At 44.0% G+C, this 20122-nt stretch carries 16 protein-coding genes; 15 read left to right on the top strand and 1 reads right to left on the bottom strand.

From position 1 onward, the window contains the following. The first annotated feature begins 138 nt into the window (after positions 1-138). The 15 genes from BN6539_RS20055 (at position 139) to BN6539_RS19985 (ending at position 16870) form a co-directional block, all read left to right on the top strand. On the top strand, positions 139-792 hold the full coding sequence (locus BN6539_RS20055; RefSeq protein WP_067542443.1) for an epoxyqueuosine reductase QueH: 654 nt from the start codon (positions 139-141) through the stop codon (positions 790-792). Positions 793-815: 23 nt separating this feature from the next. After that, complete coding sequence (gene asnA, locus BN6539_RS20050) at positions 816-1826, top strand: aspartate--ammonia ligase (RefSeq protein WP_067542440.1); 1011 nt, start codon at positions 816-818, stop codon at positions 1824-1826. An 18-nt stretch (positions 1827-1844) separates the two neighbouring features. Next, entirely contained in the window at positions 1845-3854 is a 2010-nt protein-coding gene (priA, locus tag BN6539_RS20045) for a replication restart helicase PriA (protein WP_067542437.1), read from the top strand. Between the two features lie 18 nt (positions 3855-3872). Then, entirely contained in the window at positions 3873-4346 is a 474-nt protein-coding gene (def, locus tag BN6539_RS20040; RefSeq protein ID WP_067542434.1) for a peptide deformylase, read from the top strand. Continuing rightward, the gene (gene fmt / locus BN6539_RS20035; protein ID WP_067542432.1) at positions 4343-5272 is read left to right on the top strand and encodes a methionyl-tRNA formyltransferase; all 930 of its coding nucleotides are present in this window, start codon (positions 4343-4345) and stop codon (positions 5270-5272) included. The genes def and fmt overlap by 4 nt, the downstream gene beginning before the upstream one ends. Before the next feature lie 68 nt (positions 5273-5340). Then, a complete protein-coding gene (locus BN6539_RS20030) occupies positions 5341-6054 on the top strand; it encodes a zinc metallopeptidase (protein ID WP_067542429.1) in 714 nt (237 codons plus the stop codon). Positions 6055-6056: 2 nt separating this feature from the next. Next, the gene (gene rsmB / locus BN6539_RS20025) at positions 6057-7343 is read left to right on the top strand and encodes a 16S rRNA (cytosine(967)-C(5))-methyltransferase RsmB (RefSeq protein ID WP_074038146.1); all 1287 of its coding nucleotides are present in this window, start codon (positions 6057-6059) and stop codon (positions 7341-7343) included. 12 nt (positions 7344-7355) lie between these two features. Further along, entirely contained in the window at positions 7356-8099 is a 744-nt protein-coding gene (locus tag BN6539_RS20020; RefSeq protein ID WP_067542423.1) for a Stp1/IreP family PP2C-type Ser/Thr phosphatase, read from the top strand. Then, the gene (gene pknB / locus BN6539_RS20015) at positions 8096-9874 is read left to right on the top strand and encodes a Stk1 family PASTA domain-containing Ser/Thr kinase (protein ID WP_067542420.1); all 1779 of its coding nucleotides are present in this window, start codon (positions 8096-8098) and stop codon (positions 9872-9874) included. The genes BN6539_RS20020 and pknB overlap by 4 nt, the downstream gene beginning before the upstream one ends. Positions 9875-9886: 12 nt before the next feature. Continuing rightward, entirely contained in the window at positions 9887-10753 is an 867-nt protein-coding gene (gene rsgA, locus BN6539_RS20010; RefSeq protein ID WP_067542413.1) for a ribosome small subunit-dependent GTPase A, read from the top strand. A 20-nt stretch (positions 10754-10773) separates the two neighbouring features. Further along, positions 10774-11442, top strand: coding sequence for a ribulose-phosphate 3-epimerase (gene rpe, locus BN6539_RS20005; RefSeq protein ID WP_067542410.1), 669 nt, complete (start codon positions 10774-10776; stop codon positions 11440-11442). 226 nt (positions 11443-11668) lie between these two features. Further along, the gene (locus BN6539_RS20000; RefSeq protein ID WP_067542407.1) at positions 11669-12196 is read left to right on the top strand and encodes a helix-turn-helix transcriptional regulator; all 528 of its coding nucleotides are present in this window, start codon (positions 11669-11671) and stop codon (positions 12194-12196) included. Positions 12197-12218: 22 nt separating this feature from the next. Continuing rightward, complete coding sequence (locus tag BN6539_RS19995) at positions 12219-13742, top strand: carboxypeptidase M32 (protein ID WP_067542405.1); 1524 nt, start codon at positions 12219-12221, stop codon at positions 13740-13742. Then, a complete protein-coding gene (locus tag BN6539_RS19990) occupies positions 13735-14994 on the top strand; it encodes an MFS transporter (RefSeq protein ID WP_067542402.1) in 1260 nt (419 codons plus the stop codon). The genes BN6539_RS19995 and BN6539_RS19990 overlap by 8 nt, the downstream gene beginning before the upstream one ends. Positions 14995-15013: 19 nt before the next feature. After that, positions 15014-16870: a Xaa-Pro dipeptidyl-peptidase gene (locus tag BN6539_RS19985; protein WP_067542400.1), complete on the top strand. Its 1857-nt coding sequence runs from the start codon at positions 15014-15016 to the stop codon at positions 16868-16870. 105 nt (positions 16871-16975) lie between these two features. Here BN6539_RS19985 and BN6539_RS19980 read toward each other — a convergent pair whose 3' ends face one another. After that, entirely contained in the window at positions 16976-19954 is a 2979-nt protein-coding gene (locus BN6539_RS19980; RefSeq protein ID WP_067542398.1) for a transglycosylase domain-containing protein, read from the bottom strand. Positions 19955-20122 lie beyond the last annotated feature (168 nt).

Below are 20122 nucleotides of genomic sequence, written 5' to 3'. Positions count from 1 at the left end.
CTAAAATAGAATATTGCGCATGTTGCTGTATATGGTGTATAATAAAGTGTTATAACAGATGCTGGATGCCCCGCGCCATAAGAGGCGGCGGACTTCGCTCTGTAACAAAAATAATTTTGCGCAAAGGAGACAGAAAATATGGCGAAGAAGTCCACCACTCCGTGGAATTGTCAATGTGAAGTAGGACAAAGAAACAGAACACTGGCAGAGATTGCTGGAGCAGGGGAAGAAGTGATGAAACCTGCACTATTGCTGCACAGCTGCTGTGGACCATGCAGCACATCGGTCATAGAGCGATTGGCGCCGGATTACGAAATTACCGTATTTTTTTATAATCCTTGCATTACTGATTCAAAGGAGTACGAAAAAAGAAAAGCTAACCAGGTGAAATTCATAGAGAATTTCAATCTGCATTTGGGCGGCAAACACAAAATACATTTTTTAGAAGGAGAGTACGAGCCAGACGTCTATTATCAATTGACTGACGGCTGCAGTAATGAACCTGAGGGCGGCAAACGCTGTACGATTTGTTTCAGGATGCGGCTGGCGAAAACTGCAAAAACAGCTAAGAATTTAGGTTTTGGCCTCTTTGCTACCACACTTACAGTCAGTCCCCACAAAAACTACACGTTAATTTCACAATTAGGAAAAGAGTTCGCACAAGAATATAGTGTAGAATTTCTTGATATAGATTTTAAAAAGAAAGCGGGTTTTCAAAGAAGCATACAGTTGTCAAAGGAATATGGCCTCTATAGGCAAAACTACTGCGGATGTGAATACTCGAAAAGATAATGTCATATAAAGGAGAACAGCACATGTCAGAATTAATTACACCAAAAGAGTATACCCCTGTGATCAGCTCCCTGGAGACCCAGAGGGCGATCAAAAAAATCAAGGACTATTTCCAGCAAGAGCTGGCATATGGTTTAAACCTGCGCAGAGTATCTGCACCGCTTTTCGTTGATCCTAAGACGGGACTCAACGATAACTTGAGCGGGATTGAAAGAAGAGTGAACTTTACATTAAAGGGATTGGACGAAAGAGAAGTGGAAATCGTTCAGTCGCTGGCAAAATGGAAACGCATGGCTCTTGGAAAGTATGGAATTAAACCTGGACACGGTATCTACACAGACATGAACGCCATCAGACGGGATGAAGAACTGGATAATCTGCACTCCGTCTATGTGGATCAGTGGGACTGGGAAAAAGTCATCACAAAAGACCAAAGAAACACAGAATATTTACATGAAACAGTGACCACCATATATAATGCAATTAAAAACCTGGGGGATTACGTCAACAGGCTGTACAGAGATCTTCAAACAGAGATTCCCAATGAAATCTACTTTATCACCACGCAGGAATTAGAAGATCTATATCCCAACAAAACCGACAAAGAGAGAGAGGATTTGATCTGTCAGGCTCATGGCGCCGTTTTTATCGAGAAAATTGGAGGCGTACTAAAATCAGGCCAAAAGCACGATGACAGATCACCTGACTACGACGATTGGGAGTTAAACGGAGATATCATCCTGTGGAATGACGTTCTGGAAAAAGCTTTTGAAGTTTCCTCTATGGGCATCCGCGTCGATGCAGAAGCGATGGATAGACAGTTGACTCTTGCAGGCGCCGACGACAGAAGAACACAATCTTTCCATCAAGCCATTTTAAACGACGAACTGCCGTATTCCATAGGCGGCGGTATCGGACAGAGCAGACTCTGTATGTTTTTCCTCAGAAAAGCACATATCGGAGAAGTACAGGCGTCGGTATGGTCAGACAAAATGATAAACGATTGCAAGAAGCACAATATTTTCCTGCTCTAGGCTGCAGGACGGAGGAATATGAAATACATAAATGTAGTAATTGACAATAACAGCAGGCATACCGACACCTACTATACTTATGGAACTTCACTGGATGTGAAGAAAGGGGATATTGTGAAAGTCCCCTTTAACCGAGGCAATAAGTTGAAGTCCGCTTATGTATTTCAAGATGACGTGGTTCCGGAGTGTGATCCGGCCATTATCAAAGAAATTGAGTCTCTCGATGGGAATATTTCACTGACCAGCGAGATTATGGATACCTGCATCTGGATGAAACGCCGTTATGGTATCAAGTACCTGGATGCCGTCAAATGTTTTGCGCCAAATGGCAAGCCGGCTAAAGAAGGCAAAGAAAAAGAGCCATACAAGGATGTGGCAGGGGAACCACAGGTCATAGAACAGTTAACGGACGAACAGGCGATGGCTTTAGCCCAGATCAGGCAGGCCGTCCAAGAGAGACGACAGGAAAACTTTTTAATTCACGGAGTTACCAGCAGCGGCAAAACGGAAGTCTATATGCAGACTATCGCTGAAGTGATTGCGGCTGGTAAGACTGCAATTATGTTAGTACCGGAAATCGCATTGACGAAGCAGATTACTGACCGGTTTATCGCACGTTTTGGCAAAGAGAATATCGCAGTTCTTCACAGCAAATTGACGAAAAGAGAGCGCTTTGACGAATGGATGCGAATTAGAAAAGGTCAGGCGAAGATTGTAATCGGCGCCCGGCTTGGCGTCTTTGCTCCCTTAGACAATATCGGCGTCATCATTTTAGACGAGGAGCATGAGGCGACCTATAAATCGGATATGACGCCCAAGTATGATACCGTAGATATCGCACTGAAGAGGCTGATGTATTTTGACGGTATTTTGATTTTAGGCAGCGCGACGCCGTCGGTTGTCTCCTATCAGAGAGCTAGAGAAGGCATCTACCATCTCATAGAATTGAAACAGCGTTATAACAATACGCCGCTGCCAAAGGTGGAGCTGGTAGATATGCGTGAGGAACTGAAAGCTGGAAACCGCACTATTTTTAGTGATAGACTATACCGGAAGTCAGTGGAAGCATTGAAAAAAGGAAAGCAGATAATCCTCTTTTTAAATCGGAGAGGATATTCCACTTTTATTTCCTGCCGCGAATGCGGAGAGGTCTTGCAGTGTCCCCAGTGCGGCATTTCTCTGACCTACCATAAGCGGGAAAATGCAGGAATTTGTCATTACTGCGGCAGAAAGTTCCGCGTACCTGACAGTTGTCCTACCTGCGGCAGCCACTATATCAAATATTTTGGAACCGGTACGGAAAAGGTAGAGGAATTTACCAGAGAACTGTTTCCTGACAAAAATATCGAGCGGCTGGATTTGGACACTGCTAAGAATAATCGAGAGATTAACAGAATTATCGGCAATTTTTCAAAGGGAAGGACAGACATCCTGATTGGAACACAGCTGGTAGCAAAAGGTCTGGATTTTAAGAATGTAGGACTGGTGGGCGTCGTCTCTGCCGATGTCAGTCTCAATGTACCGGACTACCGATCTACGGAACGAACCTTCCAGTTGGTAACCCAGGTGGCCGGCCGGGCAGGGCGTGGCGGAGAAGAAGGACTTGTCATTGTCCAATCTTATACACCTGACAACTTTGCTCTGACGACGGCGGCAGAACACGATTACAAAAAATTCTTTGATATGGAAATAAAAATTAGGGAATTTATGGACTATCCGCCTTTTTCAGATCTGATTTTAGTAGAATTTACGAGTGAGGATGAAACTGAAGCGATTGAAACGGCAGAAAAATGTAAAGAATATCTGATAAGATGCAAAATAGAAGGCAAGGGAGAAAACATCTTCGCACCAAAGCTCTCCACAAATTTTAAGGGAAAAGAGAGCTTCCGATATTATATCCTGATTAAATGCCCAAAAGGTTTTAGAAATAAATATATCTATTATATCGATACTTTCGGTGAAATGTTGACAGGACAAAAGCGCAGGTGCAGCATGATAATAGATGTGAATCCATATAGTACGTTTTAGAATAGGAGAGAAAAAAGAATGGCAATTAGAAATGTTGTATTAGAAGGCGATGAAATACTGAGAAAACATTGTAGAGAAGTGACAGAAGTTACTGATAGAATCCGTACCACTCTGGAGGATATGAGGGAGACCATGAGAGCGGAAATGGGATGTGGAATCGCAGGACCGCAGGTCGGTGTCATGAGAAGAATGTTCGTTGCGGAACCAGAACCCGACAGAGTTTATTATATGGTCAATCCGGTCATTTTGGAGAAGGAAGGTTCCCAGGTGGGAGATGAAGCGTGTCTCAGTGTGCCGGGGCTGATTGGAACTGTGGAAAGACCAGAGCGCATTAAAATCAAAGCCTTAGATTTAGATGGTAATGAACAAGTCTATGACTTTGAAGGGTGGGACGCAGTGGTCATGTGCCATGAATACGATCATTTGGATGGTATTTTATATACAGATAAAGCGACAAATGTCAGAGAACCAGAGGAGATTACAGAGGAATGAAAATCGTATTTATGGGAACCCCAGACTTTGCAGTTCCCGTTCTGGAGGGCATCATCAAAGCTGGCTATGAGGTCGGTTATGTGATTACCCAGCCGGATAAAGCGAAGAACAGGGGAAAAAAAGTTCAATTTACACCAGTAAAAGAACTGGCTCTTGCTCATAAAATAGCGGTATTGCAGCCGGAAAAAATTAAAAAAGACGCGCAGACGGTAGCACTTTTGAAAGACTATGCACCTGATGTCATCGTAGTCGTAGCTTATGGCCAGATTATACAAAGAGAAGTGCTGGAACTCCCTAAGTTCGGCTGCATCAATGTTCATGCATCACTGCTGCCGAAGCTGCGGGGTGCTTCTCCTATACAGCATGCAATTCTTCAAGGGGAGGAAAAGACTGGCGTAACCATCATGCAGATGAGCGAAGGCCTTGACACTGGCGACATGCTCAGTAAGGTGGAAACTGCAGTGGAGCAAAAAAACTGCGAACAGCTTCACGATGAATTGGCTCAATTAGGAGCGGACCTTCTAATAGAGACCCTGCCGAAAATTGAATCGGGAGCAATCAGACCAGAAAAGCAGGATGATCGCTTATCCACATATGCAGGGATGATTGCAAAACAGGATGGGAAAATAGACTTTCATAAGACGCCGACAGAAATTGAAAGACAAATCAGAGCCTTTGATCCTTGGCCTGGCGCTTATTGTCAGTACGGAGATCAGCAGATGAAAATTTGGCGGGCAGAGTGCCTAACGCAACAGTCGGATGCAGAATACGGCACAATTGTAGGCGTATCTGATGCAGGCATTGACATCTGTTGCGGAGGCATCCTGCTGCGCGCCACGGAGATTCAGCTTCCAGGTAAAAAAAGAGTAGACGTAAAATCTTATTTAAGGGGCAATAAGATTGAAAAAAATACATTATTAGGATAAAATAGGTATAAGGAGTTTTCTGCAATTTGTTTTGTAAATTGGGGCAACTCCAATAGGGGGTAATTGAAATGTTTTTTTACTATGATACAAGTATCATTATACTGATTCCAGCGATGATTTTTGCAATGGCTGCGCAGGGAATGGTAAAACGTAATTTTAGCAGGTACGGAAAGGTTAGAAATGGACGGAATATGACAGGGGCTGAGGCTGCAAGGAGAGTCCTTGACGAAAACGGCCTTCGAGATGTGGCAGTCAGGCAGATCAGGGGAAGCCTGACAGATAATTATGATCCTAGAACAAAAGTCTTAAGCCTTTCGGAGGATGTATATGGCGTTAATTCCGTCAGCGCTGTCAGTGTAGCCTGTCACGAGGCAGGTCATGCCATACAGCACGCAAGGGGTTATATTCCTCTAAAAATCAGAAACGGCATTGTGCCCGTGGTTAATTTCGCATCCAAGCTCACATGGCCGCTTTTGCTCATCGGCATTGTCCTTTTAGCAGCAGGCAGCTTCGAGATGAGTTATTGGGGAAACATGCTGTTCAACATAGGAGTGATTGCGTTTATCGCCATCATCGTATTCCATCTGATTACACTGCCAGTGGAGTTTAATGCGAGTCACAGGGCAATTGTGCAGATGGAACAATTAGCGTTAGTTGCACCGGAGGATATAGTTGGATCAAAGAAAGTTCTGCGGGCGGCAGCAATGACCTATATAGCGGCATTGGCTGTTGCGGTAGCAAACTTACTGCGTATCCTGGCTATAAGAGGTAGGAGTGATTGAGTATGGATGTCAACCGGAAAACAGCTTATAACACACTTTTAGAAATGGAGACCAATCAGGCTTATTCAAACATTGAGCTGAATAAGCAGATTGGCGAACTGAAGCCGGATTCTCCCGCATTTGTCAGGGAGCTTGTTTACGGCGTCATTGAAAACAGAGTGTATCTTGACCATATTTTGCAGCAGTTGATACCGAAAGGACTCAAAGGTCTGAAGAAACAGACCTTGACCTTGCTGCGTATGGGACTTTACCAGCTTATTTTCATGGACTCTGTTCCCGACTATGCAGCAGTGAACGAGATTGTGAAGATGGCTAGAAGGCTGGTTCCGGGCAGAGATGGATTTGTCAACGGGGTTTTACGCGGATATAAGAAGAAAAAAGATCAGCTTGAAATGCCGGATTATGATACAGATCCAATCGAATATCTGTCTTTGAAATATTCCTTTGCTGAATGGATTGTGAAACTTTGGAGTGAACAATACGGTTTAGAAAAAGCGGAGCAGCTCCTTGCTGCATCCAATAGTAAACCACAGGTCTCGATCAGAGTAAACCGTCTGAAGATAAGCCGAAAAGATCTGGCAGAAAAATTGCGAGAAAAAGGCTTTCAGGTGGAACACGGTCGGCTCAGTGAAAGAGCTCTTTTCGTAAAAGGCAGCGGGCTTCTGGATACAGAAGAATTTGAAAATGGTCTTTTCTCGGTGCAGGACGAATCCTCAATTTTGGCCGCAGAGATTTTGGCGCCAAAGAGCGGAGAAACGATTATCGACGTCTGTGCTGCGCCAGGCGGCAAGACCTTGGCTATTTCTGAAATAATGGCAAATACAGGCCGCGTTTTGGCCTTTGACATATACGATCACAAGCTGGAGCTTCTGAAAAAAGAAGCACAGCGATTGGGAATTTCTATTATTGAGACGGGTGAGCAGGACGGCACGGTTTTATGCGAAGAACTGATTCAGTCAGCAGACAGAGTTCTCGTCGACGGACCTTGCTCCGGACTTGGCGTAATCAGGAGAAAACCAGAAATTAAGTATCGAGAGATCGAAGATGAGGGCAGGGAACTGGCAGAAAAACAGTTGAACATATTGGAGAACGCGAGTGAATATGTAAAGAAAGAGGGTTTTTTGCTCTATAGTACATGTACTGTAAACAAGATTGAAAATGCAGAAGTTGTAAGCAAGTTTCTGCGCAAACATAAGAAATTTGAACTGGTTAGAAGCAGACAGCTTTTACCTGGGGTAGACGAAACTGATGGTTTTTTCATCTGCAAGATGAGAAGACGCGGCAGCTGAAAGGAGATTTAAATGGAGGTTGGCTTCAAAACTGACAAAGGACTGAGACGCAGTAATAATGAAGATGCTTGCTTTGTTATGAAGAAAGATAAAGTCTTCATCGTCGCAGATGGAGTCGGTGGAAATAATTCGGGGGAAATAGCCAGCAGGACTGCAGTAAATGAAATTGCAAATTATGTTGAAACGCATCCTTTGAATGAAATTCAATCGGTGGAAAAGGTTCAGGAGTACTTTGAAGACTGCATGAAAAATGCTAACTTTAAAGTTCTGGAATTATCTCAGCGCTTTGAGTCGAACAAGGGCATGGCGACGACAGTGGTATGTGCATATGTCCAAAATGACACCATTTACATAGTAAATGTAGGCGACAGCAGAGCATATGTATTCCGTGACGGCGTTCTGTTGCAGATAACAGAAGACCATACTTATGTAAATACACTGCTGAAAGCAGGCCTTATTTCTGAAGACGAAGCAGTAAATCATGAAAATAAAAATATGATAACGAGGGCAGTAGGCGCAGACTATACGGTCGATGCGGACTTCTTCTCCCTGCCCATCCAACTGGATGACATCGTACTGATTTGTACTGATGGTCTCTATGGAGAAGTGGGAGAAGATCAACTGGTCGCAGCACTCAAACAAGAAAAATCCATGACCGACATTTGTAATGAACTGGTAGAGATGGCAAATATAAACGGAGGCAGTGACAACATTACTATGGTAGTCTTGAAAGTTACGGAGGAAGATGTCAAATGAGTAAATTACTTGCAGGTAGATATGAGTTAATTGAAAAAATCGGCGAAGGCGGTATGGCGGTAGTCTATAAGGCTAGATGCAGACTGCTCAATCGATATGTAGCTATCAAAATTCTGCGTCCTGAGTTTACAAAAGACGCACAGTTTGTAGAGAATTTTAAACGTGAGTCTCAAGCAGCAGCGGGACTGCAGCATCCGAATATCGTCAGTGTTTACGATGTCGGCAAAGAAGGAAATATACATTTCATCGTCATGGAGTTAATTGACGGTCGTCCGCTCAGTGATATCATCCAGGAACGGGCTCCTATGGATTACAAAACCTCTATAGAGCTGATTAAACAAGTCGCTTCCGCTCTGAGTGTAGCCCATCGCAACCATATTATTCACAGAGATGTAAAACCACATAATATCATGATTACCAAAGATGGCATGGCCAAGTTGGCCGATTTTGGTATTGCTAAGGCTGTCAGTGATTCGACGCTGGTTACGGAAACCAGCAAGGTTATCGGTTCTGTCCACTACTTCTCGCCAGAGCAGGCCAGAGGCGCCTACGTGGACGAGCGCTCTGATATTTACTCCTTGGGCATCGTTCTATACGAGATGCTGACAGGTCAGGTACCTTTTGACGGAGATAATCCAGTACAAGTAGCGTTGATGCACATTAACGATGAGATTACGCCGCCGTCTGAATTAGTTCCCGGCATTCCGCCTGCCCTTGAAAAGCTGGTTATGAAAGCTACGGACAAATATCAGTCCAACCGCTACAAGTCGGCAGACGAGTTTTTGGAAGACCTGGACAATATAGAGTTTGTGACAAAAATGGTAGGAAATTCTGTTTTTGCAGCTTCAGACGTTGAAGAATTTCAGGAGATGAATCGGCGCAAAGAAGTTGAAGACGTACTGCCAAAATCCAAAGAAAAGCCTGCAAAGAAGGTAAAAGCGAAGCCGAGCAAGGTAAAGCAGGGAAATAAGAATAAGAAAAAGATGATTATCGCTTCTGTTGTCGGCGCAGCAGTGGTCATTGCGGCAGTTTTCGGCGTTTTATACGCCTTGGGCATCATCGGCGGTGGTCTCAAAGCGCCAAACCTAATTGATAAAACTTATGAGGAGGCAGAAGCAGAACTGAAAGAAATGGGGCTGAAGATAGAGAGGGGCGAGGACGTTCCTAGTGACGAGGTAGAAGAAGGTAAGATTGCGAATCAGACGCCAGAGAAAGGCGAAAAAGTTGAAAAAGGCGACACCATTACCGTTAGGATTAGTTCGGGGAAAGAAAAAACTATTGTGCCGAACTTAATTGGAAACATGTATGATGAATCTACTGTCAAAGCCGCCCTAGAAGCTGCCGGGCTCAAGTTTGGTGATGTGCGGGAAGACGATAGTAATAAGGAGAAGGGGACAATTATTGCAATGAGTCCAGGCGCTAACGATGAAGTCGATGCCGGCACGGAAGTGACTGTCGTTATCAGTAATGGCTCACAGTACAAAGAAGAAAAAACAGTTCCATATGTGACAGGTCTTACTGTAGAAGAAGCGACTAAAAAGCTGAAAAATAGCGGATTTAAAGTCAATGTTGAATATGCAGAAAGTACGACTTATTCCAAAGGTATCGTCATTAACCAGGACCCAGGTGCTGAAACAAAAGTAGAAAAGGGAAGTACTATTACTATCACTGTCAGCAAGGGAGCGCCAGTGGTGGTGCCACCAGATGAGCCAGATGAACCGGATGAACCTGACGACGGCGGTGACGATGCAAACACCAACGGAGATGAGGGTTAACGGTAACAAAGTATGAAAGGATTGATTATCAAAGGAATCGGCGGTTTTTACTATGTAAAAACCGCGATTGGTCTTCTTCAGGCAAGAGGGCGGGGAATTTTTAAAAAAGAGGGCATCACTCTCGCCGTAGGTGATAACGTGGACATCGAAGTCCTGCCGGATGGCGATGCAGTTATCAATTCCATTGAGAACCGAAAAAATCACTTTGTCAGACCGCCAATTGCAAACGTAGACAATTTTATCGTAGTCTTTGCGGCTGCAAAACCGAAACCTAATTTTACGGTCATCGATAAGTTTCTAATTATGGCGGAGCAAAGCGATATAGAACCGATTCTCTGCATTAACAAATGCGACCTGGTCTCTGAGGCAGAATTGAAAAAAATACAAGATATTTATAGAGATGTTTATCCCGTCATCTGTGCGAGTGGAAAAACTGGAAAGGGTATAGATCAGCTCTTACGTTATATCGAAGGCAAAAAAGTAGCTTTTGCAGGACCTTCTGGTGTCGGCAAGTCGACGATTACCAATCTGATTATTCCAGGAGCCAACATGGAGACAGGTACCGTGAGCCAGAAGACGGACAGAGGAAGGCACACGACCAGACATGTAGAAATATTTGAAGCCCTGGGCGGCGGTATGGTGTTCGATACACCGGGTTTTACATCTTTTGATATTTTGGAAGCAGAAGCGGAAGAGCTAGCCGATTATTACCCTGAGATTGCTGCTTACAAAGGTCAATGCAAGTTCGATGACTGCAGACATTTGAAAGAACCGGGATGCAAAGTCCTGGAGGCAGTGGCTGGAGGACGCATCCACAGAGCGAGATATGAATCTTACCTTGCAAATTTAGAAGAAGTCAAGAAAAGAAAAAGGTATTAGCAGCGAATGGAGAATAGATTATGAAGAAATTAGCACCATCGATACTGTCAGCCGACTTCTCCCGATTGGGTGAACAGGTTGAACTGATCAGCAGGGCAGGCGCCGATTATGTCCATGTGGATGTTATGGACGGTCACTTTGTACCCAACATCAGTTTCGGCGCTGCTGTGATGAAGTCTCTGAACAAGTGTCATATCAGTCCTTATGATGTCCATCTGATGATTGAAAGGCCAGATGATTATCTGGATGATTTTATCACAGAGAAGACGGCCTATATCGTTGTGCATCAAGAAGCATGTGTACATCTGCACCGTACACTGCAAAATATAAAATCAAAAGGAGTTAAGTGCGGCGTAGCGATTAATCCTGCAACTCCGGTGTCTGTTTTGGAGTGGGTATTAGCAGAGACTGACTTAATTTTAGTGATGTCAGTAAACCCCGGCTTTGGCGGTCAAAAATTTATTCCATCTGCTTTGGAAAAAATCAGGCAATTAGATCAACTGAGAAAGCAAAAGGGATATGATTTCGTCATTGAAATAGACGGCGGTATTACGCTGGATAATGTCAGAGAAGTGGCTGACGCCGGATGTGATATCTTCGTAGCTGGCTCTGCAGTCTTTGGTGCAGAGGACATAGAAAAAAGAGTACAAGAATTCAAAGAAAGAATGGACGGATGCACCGGGGAGTGACTTTTCGTTCTGCATCTAAACCGAAAGCAAAAAATTTCCTGTGAAAGGTAAATTTTTTGCTTTTTATTTTATCGTGAAAAGTGATTGAAAGAACAGCAGCCAGATGCGCGGCTTTGCTCTAAAATACTGGAAATCTGCATATTATATATTGATAATTCAAATGAAATGTGTTAAAGTTTAGATACTAATAAACAATATGCGATTTTGTTTGAAAAATGGAGATGCTATGGAATTTAAAGAGCTGACAGTAGAAGAATTAACCCTTGGATATATCCAATCACCACAAGAAGAGTCATGTACATGTATTTTCTGTGGCGAAGTATACGAGGAGGGAATTGTGTATCGCTCCCGGGGCAGAACGGTAACTGCAGAAAGAGCAGTGAAAGAGCATATTTTTGATAGACATGGCGGTGTTTTTCACGGACTGTTGGACTTGGACAAGCAGGTCAACGGTCTATCCGAAATTCAGAAAGATGTGCTTACGGGAATGTATCTGGAAAAGGATAATAAACAGATTTGTGAAGAAATGGGAATCAGCGCAGCTACAGTGAGAAGCCATAAGTTCAATCTTCAAAAATCGAAACGAGAGGCGAAAATTCTGTTGGCACTTTTGGAACAGATTGAGAATGAGACAATTGTTAAACAGCGCAAAAAGACAGAGCAGGAAGCTTTATCAATAGAAGAACTATTGGTAAAAAAGGATTTCAGCGGCAACACACTGCATCCTTTCTTTACGCAGTATAATTTAAAATAGCGATTAGGCGGGAGACAGGCACGTGAATTACGAAGCAAATTTAAGAGAATTTAAGGAACTAATCAGTAAAATTGAATACATCAAGTACACCATGAACTCTCTGGTCTACTGGGATAAGATTACTTATATGCCCAAGGATGGCATTGAATACAGGAGTAAAGTCATGTCTTTTATGGCCAGCGAACAGTATCAGCTCCTAGCCAGTAATCAATTTAACGATCTCCTCAAATTTTTTGACGGACATAAAGAAAATGATGTTGTAACAGAATCCATGGTCAAAAGAATTAAGAGAAATTCCGTCTATGTGAGCAAGATTCCAGAAGAAGAATACCAGGCTTACATTGAATTGATTGCCGTTGCCGAGCAAGTTTGGGAGGAGGCTAAGGACGCTTCCGATTTTAAAATCTTTCAACCTTATTTGGAATCAATTGTGGAAACCTTCATCCGTTTTGCTGAGTACTGGGGGTACGAAGAAGATCCTTATGACGCACTGCTGGGTTATCACGAAGAGAATCTGACTGTAAGAAAAGTCGACGCACTCACAGCGGAAATGAAAAACTTTCTTATCGGATTTAATAGGGAAATACAGAAAAGCGACTTTCGAAGGAAACCAGTTAAGCTGCCGCCGATTGAGGGCAGCAGGCAGCAGGCCTTATGGAAATCCATGTTGTCAGAATTAGGATTTCGATTTAGTGCAGGCAGGGTGGATATTGGAGCGCATCCGACGATTTTAGCAAATTCCCCTGCAGATGTGAGAATTGTCAACTCCTACCATGAGGAGGATATAAAAGCGGGTATTTTTAATGTGCTTCATGAGGGCGGAAGAGGTATTTATCAGCAGTCCATCAGCAAGGAACTGCTGGGAACCTTTTTAGCAGAAGCTTCCTCCTTTGCTTTAGAAGAGGCTGTTGGCAGGCTGTATGAGAACGTTATTGGCCGTAACAAAGGCTTTTGGTCTTACTTTCACCCAAAATTAAAGAGACTCATTCCGGAACTGGAAATGGCAAGCCTTCAGGATATTTACGAAGATGTAAATCGACTGCAGCCATCTTTGATTCGCTTGGATGCGGACGAACTGACCTATACGCTCCATATCATCATTCGCTATGAACTGGAAAAGGATTTGATAAACGGACGAATTAAAGTCTGCGATTTGCCAGCGCTTTGGAATGAAAAATATGAGAAATACCTGGGCATTAAACCTACAAACGATAGGGAAGGCGTATTGCAGGATATCCACTGGGCGGCAGGTTATATCGGTTATTTTCCTCTCTATTTCGTCTCCAATATCGCGGCGACTCAGCTTACAGCAAGTATAGAGAGAGAATACGGCAGTTTCGACGTGCTCTTGGCTGGCGGCCATTTTGACCAGATTAACCACTGGCTTGCCGAACACATCTTTCAGTACGGAGCAGTCTATTCTTTTGATCAGCTCATGGAGGCCGCTACAAAGGAGCCTCTTAATCCCCAATATTATATCGACTACTTGCGGAAGAAATATTCCGAAGTATATAAATTAAATCTAAAGGAGAAAGCAAATGAGTAAAATACTTAGCAAGATTGGACTGGGAGAAACGATGTCCAAGAACTTTCTGGCAATTCTGATCGTAGCCTTCGGTGGGGCGATTATCTATGGTTTGCCATATTTTCGTTTCGATTATTACGATGTTTATTTAGAAACTTACCATCTTACCAACATACAGATGGGGATCTTCGGAAGCGTCCTAGGGGTGTTCGGTATGATTTCCTATTTATTCGGCGGTATCGTAGCAGATCGTTTTTCTACGAGAATTATTCTATCCGTTTCTCTGATTGGTACGGGAATCGGTGGTTTTATCCATCTGCTGCCGCTGAACTTCGCCGCCCTTGTCGCTTTATATGCGTTTTGGGGCATCAGTTCTCTGTTCGCATTCTGGCCTGCATGCGTCAAAGCGGTTCGCATCCTGTCTGGTTCTGGCGACCAAGGCAAAGCCTTTGGTTTCTTTGAAGGGGGCAGAGGAATCGGCGCAGCGCTGATGGCTATGGCAGCCGTAGCGGCCTTTAGAATTGGCGCTGGTCAAATGGATAATCAAGCACAGGGAATGAAATTTGTCATCATATTCTATTCAGTGCTGACTGTTTTGATGGGGGTTCTGGCTTTCTTGACCGTAAAAGACGATAAAATCGAAGCCAGTGAAAGGATTTCATTTAAAGGAATAGGGGAAGTGCTAAAATTACCTGCAGTCTGGATCATTGGCATTGTTACATTCTGCAATTATGTCTTCACCCTATCCCTCTACTATTTTACACCATATGCAACTGGAATACTAGGGGCTACCGTTACTTTTGCGGCTACATTGGCAGCCTTAAAGAGATGGTTTTCCCTCTTTGGCAGTGTTGGCGGCGGATATGTAACGGACAAAATCGGTACTGGCAGAATGCTGTTGATTTCCTTTATCATCATGGCGGCAGGCACCCTTGGCATTTTGCTGCTTCCAACCCATGCCGGAAGTATTACGGCTTTCACGATCCTCTTTATCGTAATTTATGTATTCTATAACGTGAACTACGCTATGACGTGGGCGATGATGGATGAAGGAGCAATTCCTGAAAAGTATTCTGGAACAGCGGCAGGTGTTATTTCAACTGTCGGTTATCTGCCAGAAATTTTCTGTTCCGTATTGGCGGGAATTCTCATCGACCAAAATCCTGGCGTGACTGGATATAGACAGTATTTCGGGTTTTTGATTGGAATGTTGATTCTGGGTGTCGTATTCGTATGCATATGGATGAGATATCTTAAGAAGATAAAAAAATAGCAGTTTAAGAAGGGCAGTTATGAGTAATATAGAAGGAAAAAGAGCGTGCATTTTAGAGAAGGTGTATGTTGAAACACCAGTAGATACAGATGGAGACGGAAAACTGGATCTCATTGCCGTTTATATCAGAAGACCGGAAACGACAATGCAGGGTACAAGGGTACCGGCGATTTATGTGGCGAATCCATACATGATGAGCTGCAATGAGGACTGGTATGTTCCTCATGATGTTAACCGGGAGGTCAAAGTCTATCCGAACCAAGACATACGGGAAGAAGACATTAAATTTAACTTCAGCGAGGTTCGAGCAGTCAGACCTTCCCAGGTCAGAACGACAGTTGGTTTTGCAGATCATGCCATGACGAATCAAGAGCCGGAGTTAGAGTGTATCTCGGAGGTCTATGACTACTTTAACCAGAGGGGTTACGCTTCTGTGTTTTGTGCTGGCCTGGGTACGAGAGATTCAGAGGGCTTTACCTTGACAGGTTCCAGAGAAGAAATTCTCGCTTTTAAATCAGTCATCGATTGGCTGTGCGGCAGATGTAGGGCTTTTACTAACAAGACAGATAACATCGAAGTCAGAGCGGACTGGTGTACAGGTAATGTAGCCATGTCAGCCAAATCCTACCTGGGTACGATGTGTATCGGCGTAGCGGCCACTGGCGTTTCCGGCCTGAAAACGATTATTCCGGAGGCTGCAATCTGTAATTGGTACGACTATTACAGGTGCAACGGACTCAACTTGCCGGCCTTGGGCTGGCAGGGGGATGATTTGGATATTTTGGCTAAATATTGCTTCAGCAGAGCCAAAGATCCGGAAGATTACGCGAAGGTCAAGGAGGCTTACAGTCGTGCGCTGCATAAGCTGGAAGAGGGGGAAGACAGACTCTCTGGCAATTACAACCGTTTTTGGGATGAGCGAAACTATTTAAATCTGGTTTCCAATATCAAAGCATCGGTTTTGATTATCCACGGCATCAACGATTGGAATGTCAAGACAAACCAGTGCATCCCATTCTTTAAAGCGCTGGAGAAATATGATATTCCGAGAAAGATGATGCTCCATCAGGGAGAACACGTTTATATCTATAATTTGAAAGGCTCATCCACTTTAGATATCATGAAAAGGTGGCTGGACCACTATCTTTATGGAATTGATAACGGCATTGAAGCGGAAGCAAAAGTCCTAGTTGAAAGCAACTTGGATCAAGGGCTTTGGATGACGTCGGACACATGGCCGCCTGCTGGCTGGTCTTACGAAACCTTCCCCATTGATTCAGAAGCAGAGACGGGGCTTATTGTAGACGACCTGTCACTGACGGTCTATGACAAGGAAAAAGACAACCTGGCTGACTGGCTGCATGAGCTTGTTCTCAGTGAAGAAGCGGATTACCTGAATCGGTTGAAGTTTCTTTGGAATCCAATTGCAGTGGGGGAGGGCGATCTTCGTATCACTGGTGCGGTGCAAGTTTCCTTTGATGCAAGCCTTGACAAGCCAACCGCTATTTTGAGCGCCATGCTGGTAGATTTAGGAGAGGAGAAACGAATTACTGCAGAAGAGGTGGAGGCAGGAAATGGAGAATTCACCTTCGGCTACGAGGCAGAACCTTCTGCATTTAAGGTAATTTCACGTGGCTGGCTCAACGCACAGAACAGATCTGCTCTCTGGCGCAAAGAAGAAATTGAGCCGGGCAGAATATACCACTACAGCTTTGATATGGTTCCCACAGACCATACTTTAGCAGAGGGTCATCAATTGGCATTGATCTTATACGGCATCGATGCGGAAGCGACCCAAAGACCAGATACCGTTACTAGAATTATGATAGATATAAATTCTATTGATGTGAAAATACCGATATATAAAAAACGTTGAAATGACGGACTTTGATATTCCGTCAATATCGCTTTCATCGATATTTCCTACATGACTAAAAATGAGGGTGCCTGATGGCACCCTCTTATAATATCCGTATTCTTTTTAGGCTGCTGGTTTATCGCCAGTATCTCCTCCCGGGTTATCCGGTACATCCGGATTGTTAGGATCATCAGGATTCACTGGCGGTTTATCGTCGCCGCCTGGATCATCAGGATTATCCGGCTCCTCCGGTTCCTCTTCGTCAGGTGGTTTCGCCGGATCTTTCGGTTTTGTTTTGTCGTTTGGATTGATTGGATATTTGTCTGTATCGCTGTTGTGAATATTACAGTAGTATTTTGGTACATCTTCTGCGCCGTCACCGTAAGTCTTGTAAGTCTTTTTCTCGGTATGAGGACAATCCGGCGTAGCCAGATAACCTGATTCCGTACAAATCGTTACGGTTTTTTCTAAACTCTTGAGAGATTTTGCACCGCCTTGTGTACCGCTGATGTAGTATTCTCCACCAGTATAGATTACATTTGATGGTACACCCTTGTACGATCCGCTCTTTGCTCCGCTGATCTGATTCATGATTTTTCCCCATAGACTGGCCGCATAGGAACTCATGCTGGTCAGCTGGAAGTTCTGGTCGTTTCCAATCCACAGAGAAGCAGAGTAGGAAGGTGTAAAACCGTCAAACCAGATATCAAATTCATCATCGGTAGTACCAGTCTTACCGCCTGCCTGAACGCCGGAAATAGACGCTGGTGAACCCAGTCCACTGGTAACTACTGATTTTAGCATATCTGTCATAATCCAGGCTACACCTGAATCCAGAACACGGTGCGTTTTGGAACTCTTATTGGTCAATAGCTTTTTGCCGCCGCTATCGAGAACCTCCGAATAAGACGAGGTCTCTTTCCGAGTACCGTTGTTAGGGAAAGCGGAGTAAGCGCTAGCCATATCTAGTGTCGTTACACCATTCGTCATGCCGCCCAGAGCCAAAGCCGCAGGGTTTAAATCGCTGACAGACCCCTCCGTATCCAAGGTGGTAATGCCAAATTTCTTAACTAAATCTGCAGAATAATTCGCGCCAACCTGCAGGAAAATCTTGACTGCACAGGTATTGATGGACTGCTGCAGTGCAGACCGCATGGTCTGTGGTCCAGAATAACCGCCGCCGGCATTCTGAGGCCAGACACTGCCGTTGATGGTCGTTTTTTCATCGATAACGATGGAACCGGCCGTCAGGTAATTACCCCATAGATCTGCTCCTTGTTCGTCGATTCCAAAGTCAGTGAACGCATGCTTTTTACCGCTGGCAGCTTCTTCCGCGCTCTGCTGAATTGCCGCCGAATAAACACCCAAAGGTTTGATGGAAGATCCTGGCTGCCGCGGACTAGTCGCTCTGTTGAAGAGCATCCTTCCTGTCGTTTTTCTGCCGCCAACCATTGCTTTGATGTTGCCGGTGCTGTTTTCCACGATAGTCATGGCAGCCTGCGGCTGGATGACTTTTTGGTTTAATTCGTAAGACTTGGCCGGAATGGTTACCGTACCGTCGTCGTTAAAAATAAAGAAATCTTTGTACTGTTCGTCTTTAAAGAAGTCTGCAGAAATAATGATATTGCCTTTTTTGTTCTTGGTCTTATACTGCTGTGGTATATTGATGTATCCGCCTGCGATGGAATAGGGTCTGCCGTTTTCTGATACGTACAAATCCTTGAACTCGATACTATAATCGGTTTCTCCATTGACTTCTGTATTGTAGACGTTGAGTCTCTTGTTGGCGCGGATAATCATGGAGCCGTCTTTTCTCTTGACGATTTCATCCGTTCTAAAGGTAAAGTTTCCGTGTTCGTCAAAATAATCGTTATAGTCATATAAGACGACCTGACCGTATTTATTGATGACATTTCCGTTGCCGTCGGTGTTGATGACTGCATTAGGGAAGTTGGCGTCATTATCAAATTCTTTTTCGATGACTTTCTGTGCCTGCGAATCCATAGTAGAGTGAATTTTTAATCCGCCGTTGTAAACCTTTTCCCACGCTCTGTCATAGTCCCAGCCTTTTTTCTCCATCAGATCGTTGATGACTTCTTTGATGACATAATCAGCAAAATAATCCGCTTCGGTGGAGGCGCCGTTATAGGCCGGATTGAGCATCTTCTTCAGAGGTCTGTTGGATGCCTTGTCGTACTGCTCCTGTGTTATATATTTCTGCTCTAACATCAACTTCAGGCAGGTAAGTCTACGTTCCTTACTGGCATCGTTTGCTATGTAAGTCCCGTTAGATGTCCTTTTAATGATGTTCTGATCTTTTGTAGAAACATCGTCGTTACCGACTACTTCTACGAGCTGAAAATGAGACGGCGCCTGCGGCAGTGCTGCAAGAGCTGCACATTGAGCAACGGTCAGATCCTTGACGTCCTTTGAGAAATATGCCTGAGAGGCTGCTTGCACGCCGTTGCTGTTGTAGCCAAAGTTGATCGTATTGAGATAAGCTTCTATAATCTGTTCTTTGGTTAAATTTTTCTCAAGAATAATCGTATAGTATGCTTCGATGATTTTTCTTTTGATTGAATGGTCAAACATGGTTTCGCGAAGAAACAAATTTCGCGCCAACTGCTGTGTGATTGTACTGGTACCACTGACATCGCCGCCAGAGAAAACAGCTTCTTTGATGGCGCCAAAAATTCTGATGAAGTTAAATCCGTGGTGATCCCAAAAAGTCTTGTCCTCCAGTGCAACAAAAGCGTTGATTAAGTTTTTGGGAATATCGTCATATTTTACATTGCTTCTGTTGGCTTCGGTGTAAACGGTGTCAATTTCGTTGCCGTTATCATCGTATATTATAGTACTCTCAGTCAGGATATCATAGATTTTATCGGTATCGATTTTTGGAGCCTGTGCGATGACCACGCCTACAAAAATAGCCACGCCGATAATCATAACGAGAATCAATGCAAGCAGGAATTTAAAAAACTGTTTTTTATTCAGACGGTATCTCTTTTTAGTGGCCGTACCGTCTGCGCTGACAACGGATGTCTCTGTCTCCTTGCTCTTTCTAAATCTGTTTTTATTTTTTCTTTTATCGCTACGCATTTATTGTTGTAATCCTTTCCCTAAAGAAAAATTCCTTAGTATTCCTACCTTGCGGCAACGCCGAAAGATGAACGGGGCTATTATACCATGTGCATTCCGCTGCGAATAGAATCGGAGCACATGATTCAATAGTTCCTACCTTGCGGCAACGCCGAAAGATGAACGGAA

This window comes from Emergencia timonensis (assembly GCF_900086585.1).
Lineage (GTDB): Bacteria > Bacillota > Clostridia > Peptostreptococcales > Anaerovoracaceae > Senimuribacter > Senimuribacter timonensis.
The sequence above is the reverse complement of the archived record's forward strand: the minus strand, read 5'-3'. Positions and strand labels throughout refer to the sequence as shown.

Excerpts from the sequence above, each read along its gene's own strand:
- rsmB (WP_074038146.1), top strand. The coding sequence starts at position 6,057 with ATGGATGTCAACCGGAAAACAGCTTATAACACACTTTTAGAAATGGAG.
- pknB (WP_067542420.1), top strand. The coding sequence starts at position 8,096 with ATGAGTAAATTACTTGCAGGTAGATATGAGTTAATTGAAAAAATCGGC.
- rsgA (WP_067542413.1), top strand. The coding sequence starts at position 9,887 with ATGAAAGGATTGATTATCAAAGGAATCGGCGGTTTTTACTATGTAAAA.
- BN6539_RS20020 (WP_067542423.1), top strand. The coding sequence starts at position 7,356 with ATGGAGGTTGGCTTCAAAACTGACAAAGGACTGAGACGCAGTAATAAT.
- def (WP_067542434.1), top strand. The coding sequence starts at position 3,873 with ATGGCAATTAGAAATGTTGTATTAGAAGGCGATGAAATACTGAGAAAA.
- BN6539_RS20000 (WP_067542407.1), top strand. The coding sequence starts at position 11,669 with ATGGAATTTAAAGAGCTGACAGTAGAAGAATTAACCCTTGGATATATC.
- BN6539_RS20030 (WP_067542429.1), top strand. The coding sequence starts at position 5,341 with ATGTTTTTTTACTATGATACAAGTATCATTATACTGATTCCAGCGATG.
- BN6539_RS20055 (WP_067542443.1), top strand. The coding sequence starts at position 139 with ATGGCGAAGAAGTCCACCACTCCGTGGAATTGTCAATGTGAAGTAGGA.
- fmt (WP_067542432.1), top strand. The coding sequence starts at position 4,343 with ATGAAAATCGTATTTATGGGAACCCCAGACTTTGCAGTTCCCGTTCTG.
- BN6539_RS19980 (WP_067542398.1), bottom strand. The coding sequence starts at position 19,954 with ATGCGTAGCGATAAAAGAAAAAATAAAAACAGATTTAGAAAGAGCAAG.
- asnA (WP_067542440.1), top strand. The coding sequence starts at position 816 with ATGTCAGAATTAATTACACCAAAAGAGTATACCCCTGTGATCAGCTCC.
- BN6539_RS19985 (WP_067542400.1), top strand. The coding sequence starts at position 15,014 with ATGAGTAATATAGAAGGAAAAAGAGCGTGCATTTTAGAGAAGGTGTAT.
- BN6539_RS19990 (WP_067542402.1), top strand. The coding sequence starts at position 13,735 with ATGAGTAAAATACTTAGCAAGATTGGACTGGGAGAAACGATGTCCAAG.
- rpe (WP_067542410.1), top strand. The coding sequence starts at position 10,774 with ATGAAGAAATTAGCACCATCGATACTGTCAGCCGACTTCTCCCGATTG.
- priA (WP_067542437.1), top strand. The coding sequence starts at position 1,845 with ATGAAATACATAAATGTAGTAATTGACAATAACAGCAGGCATACCGAC.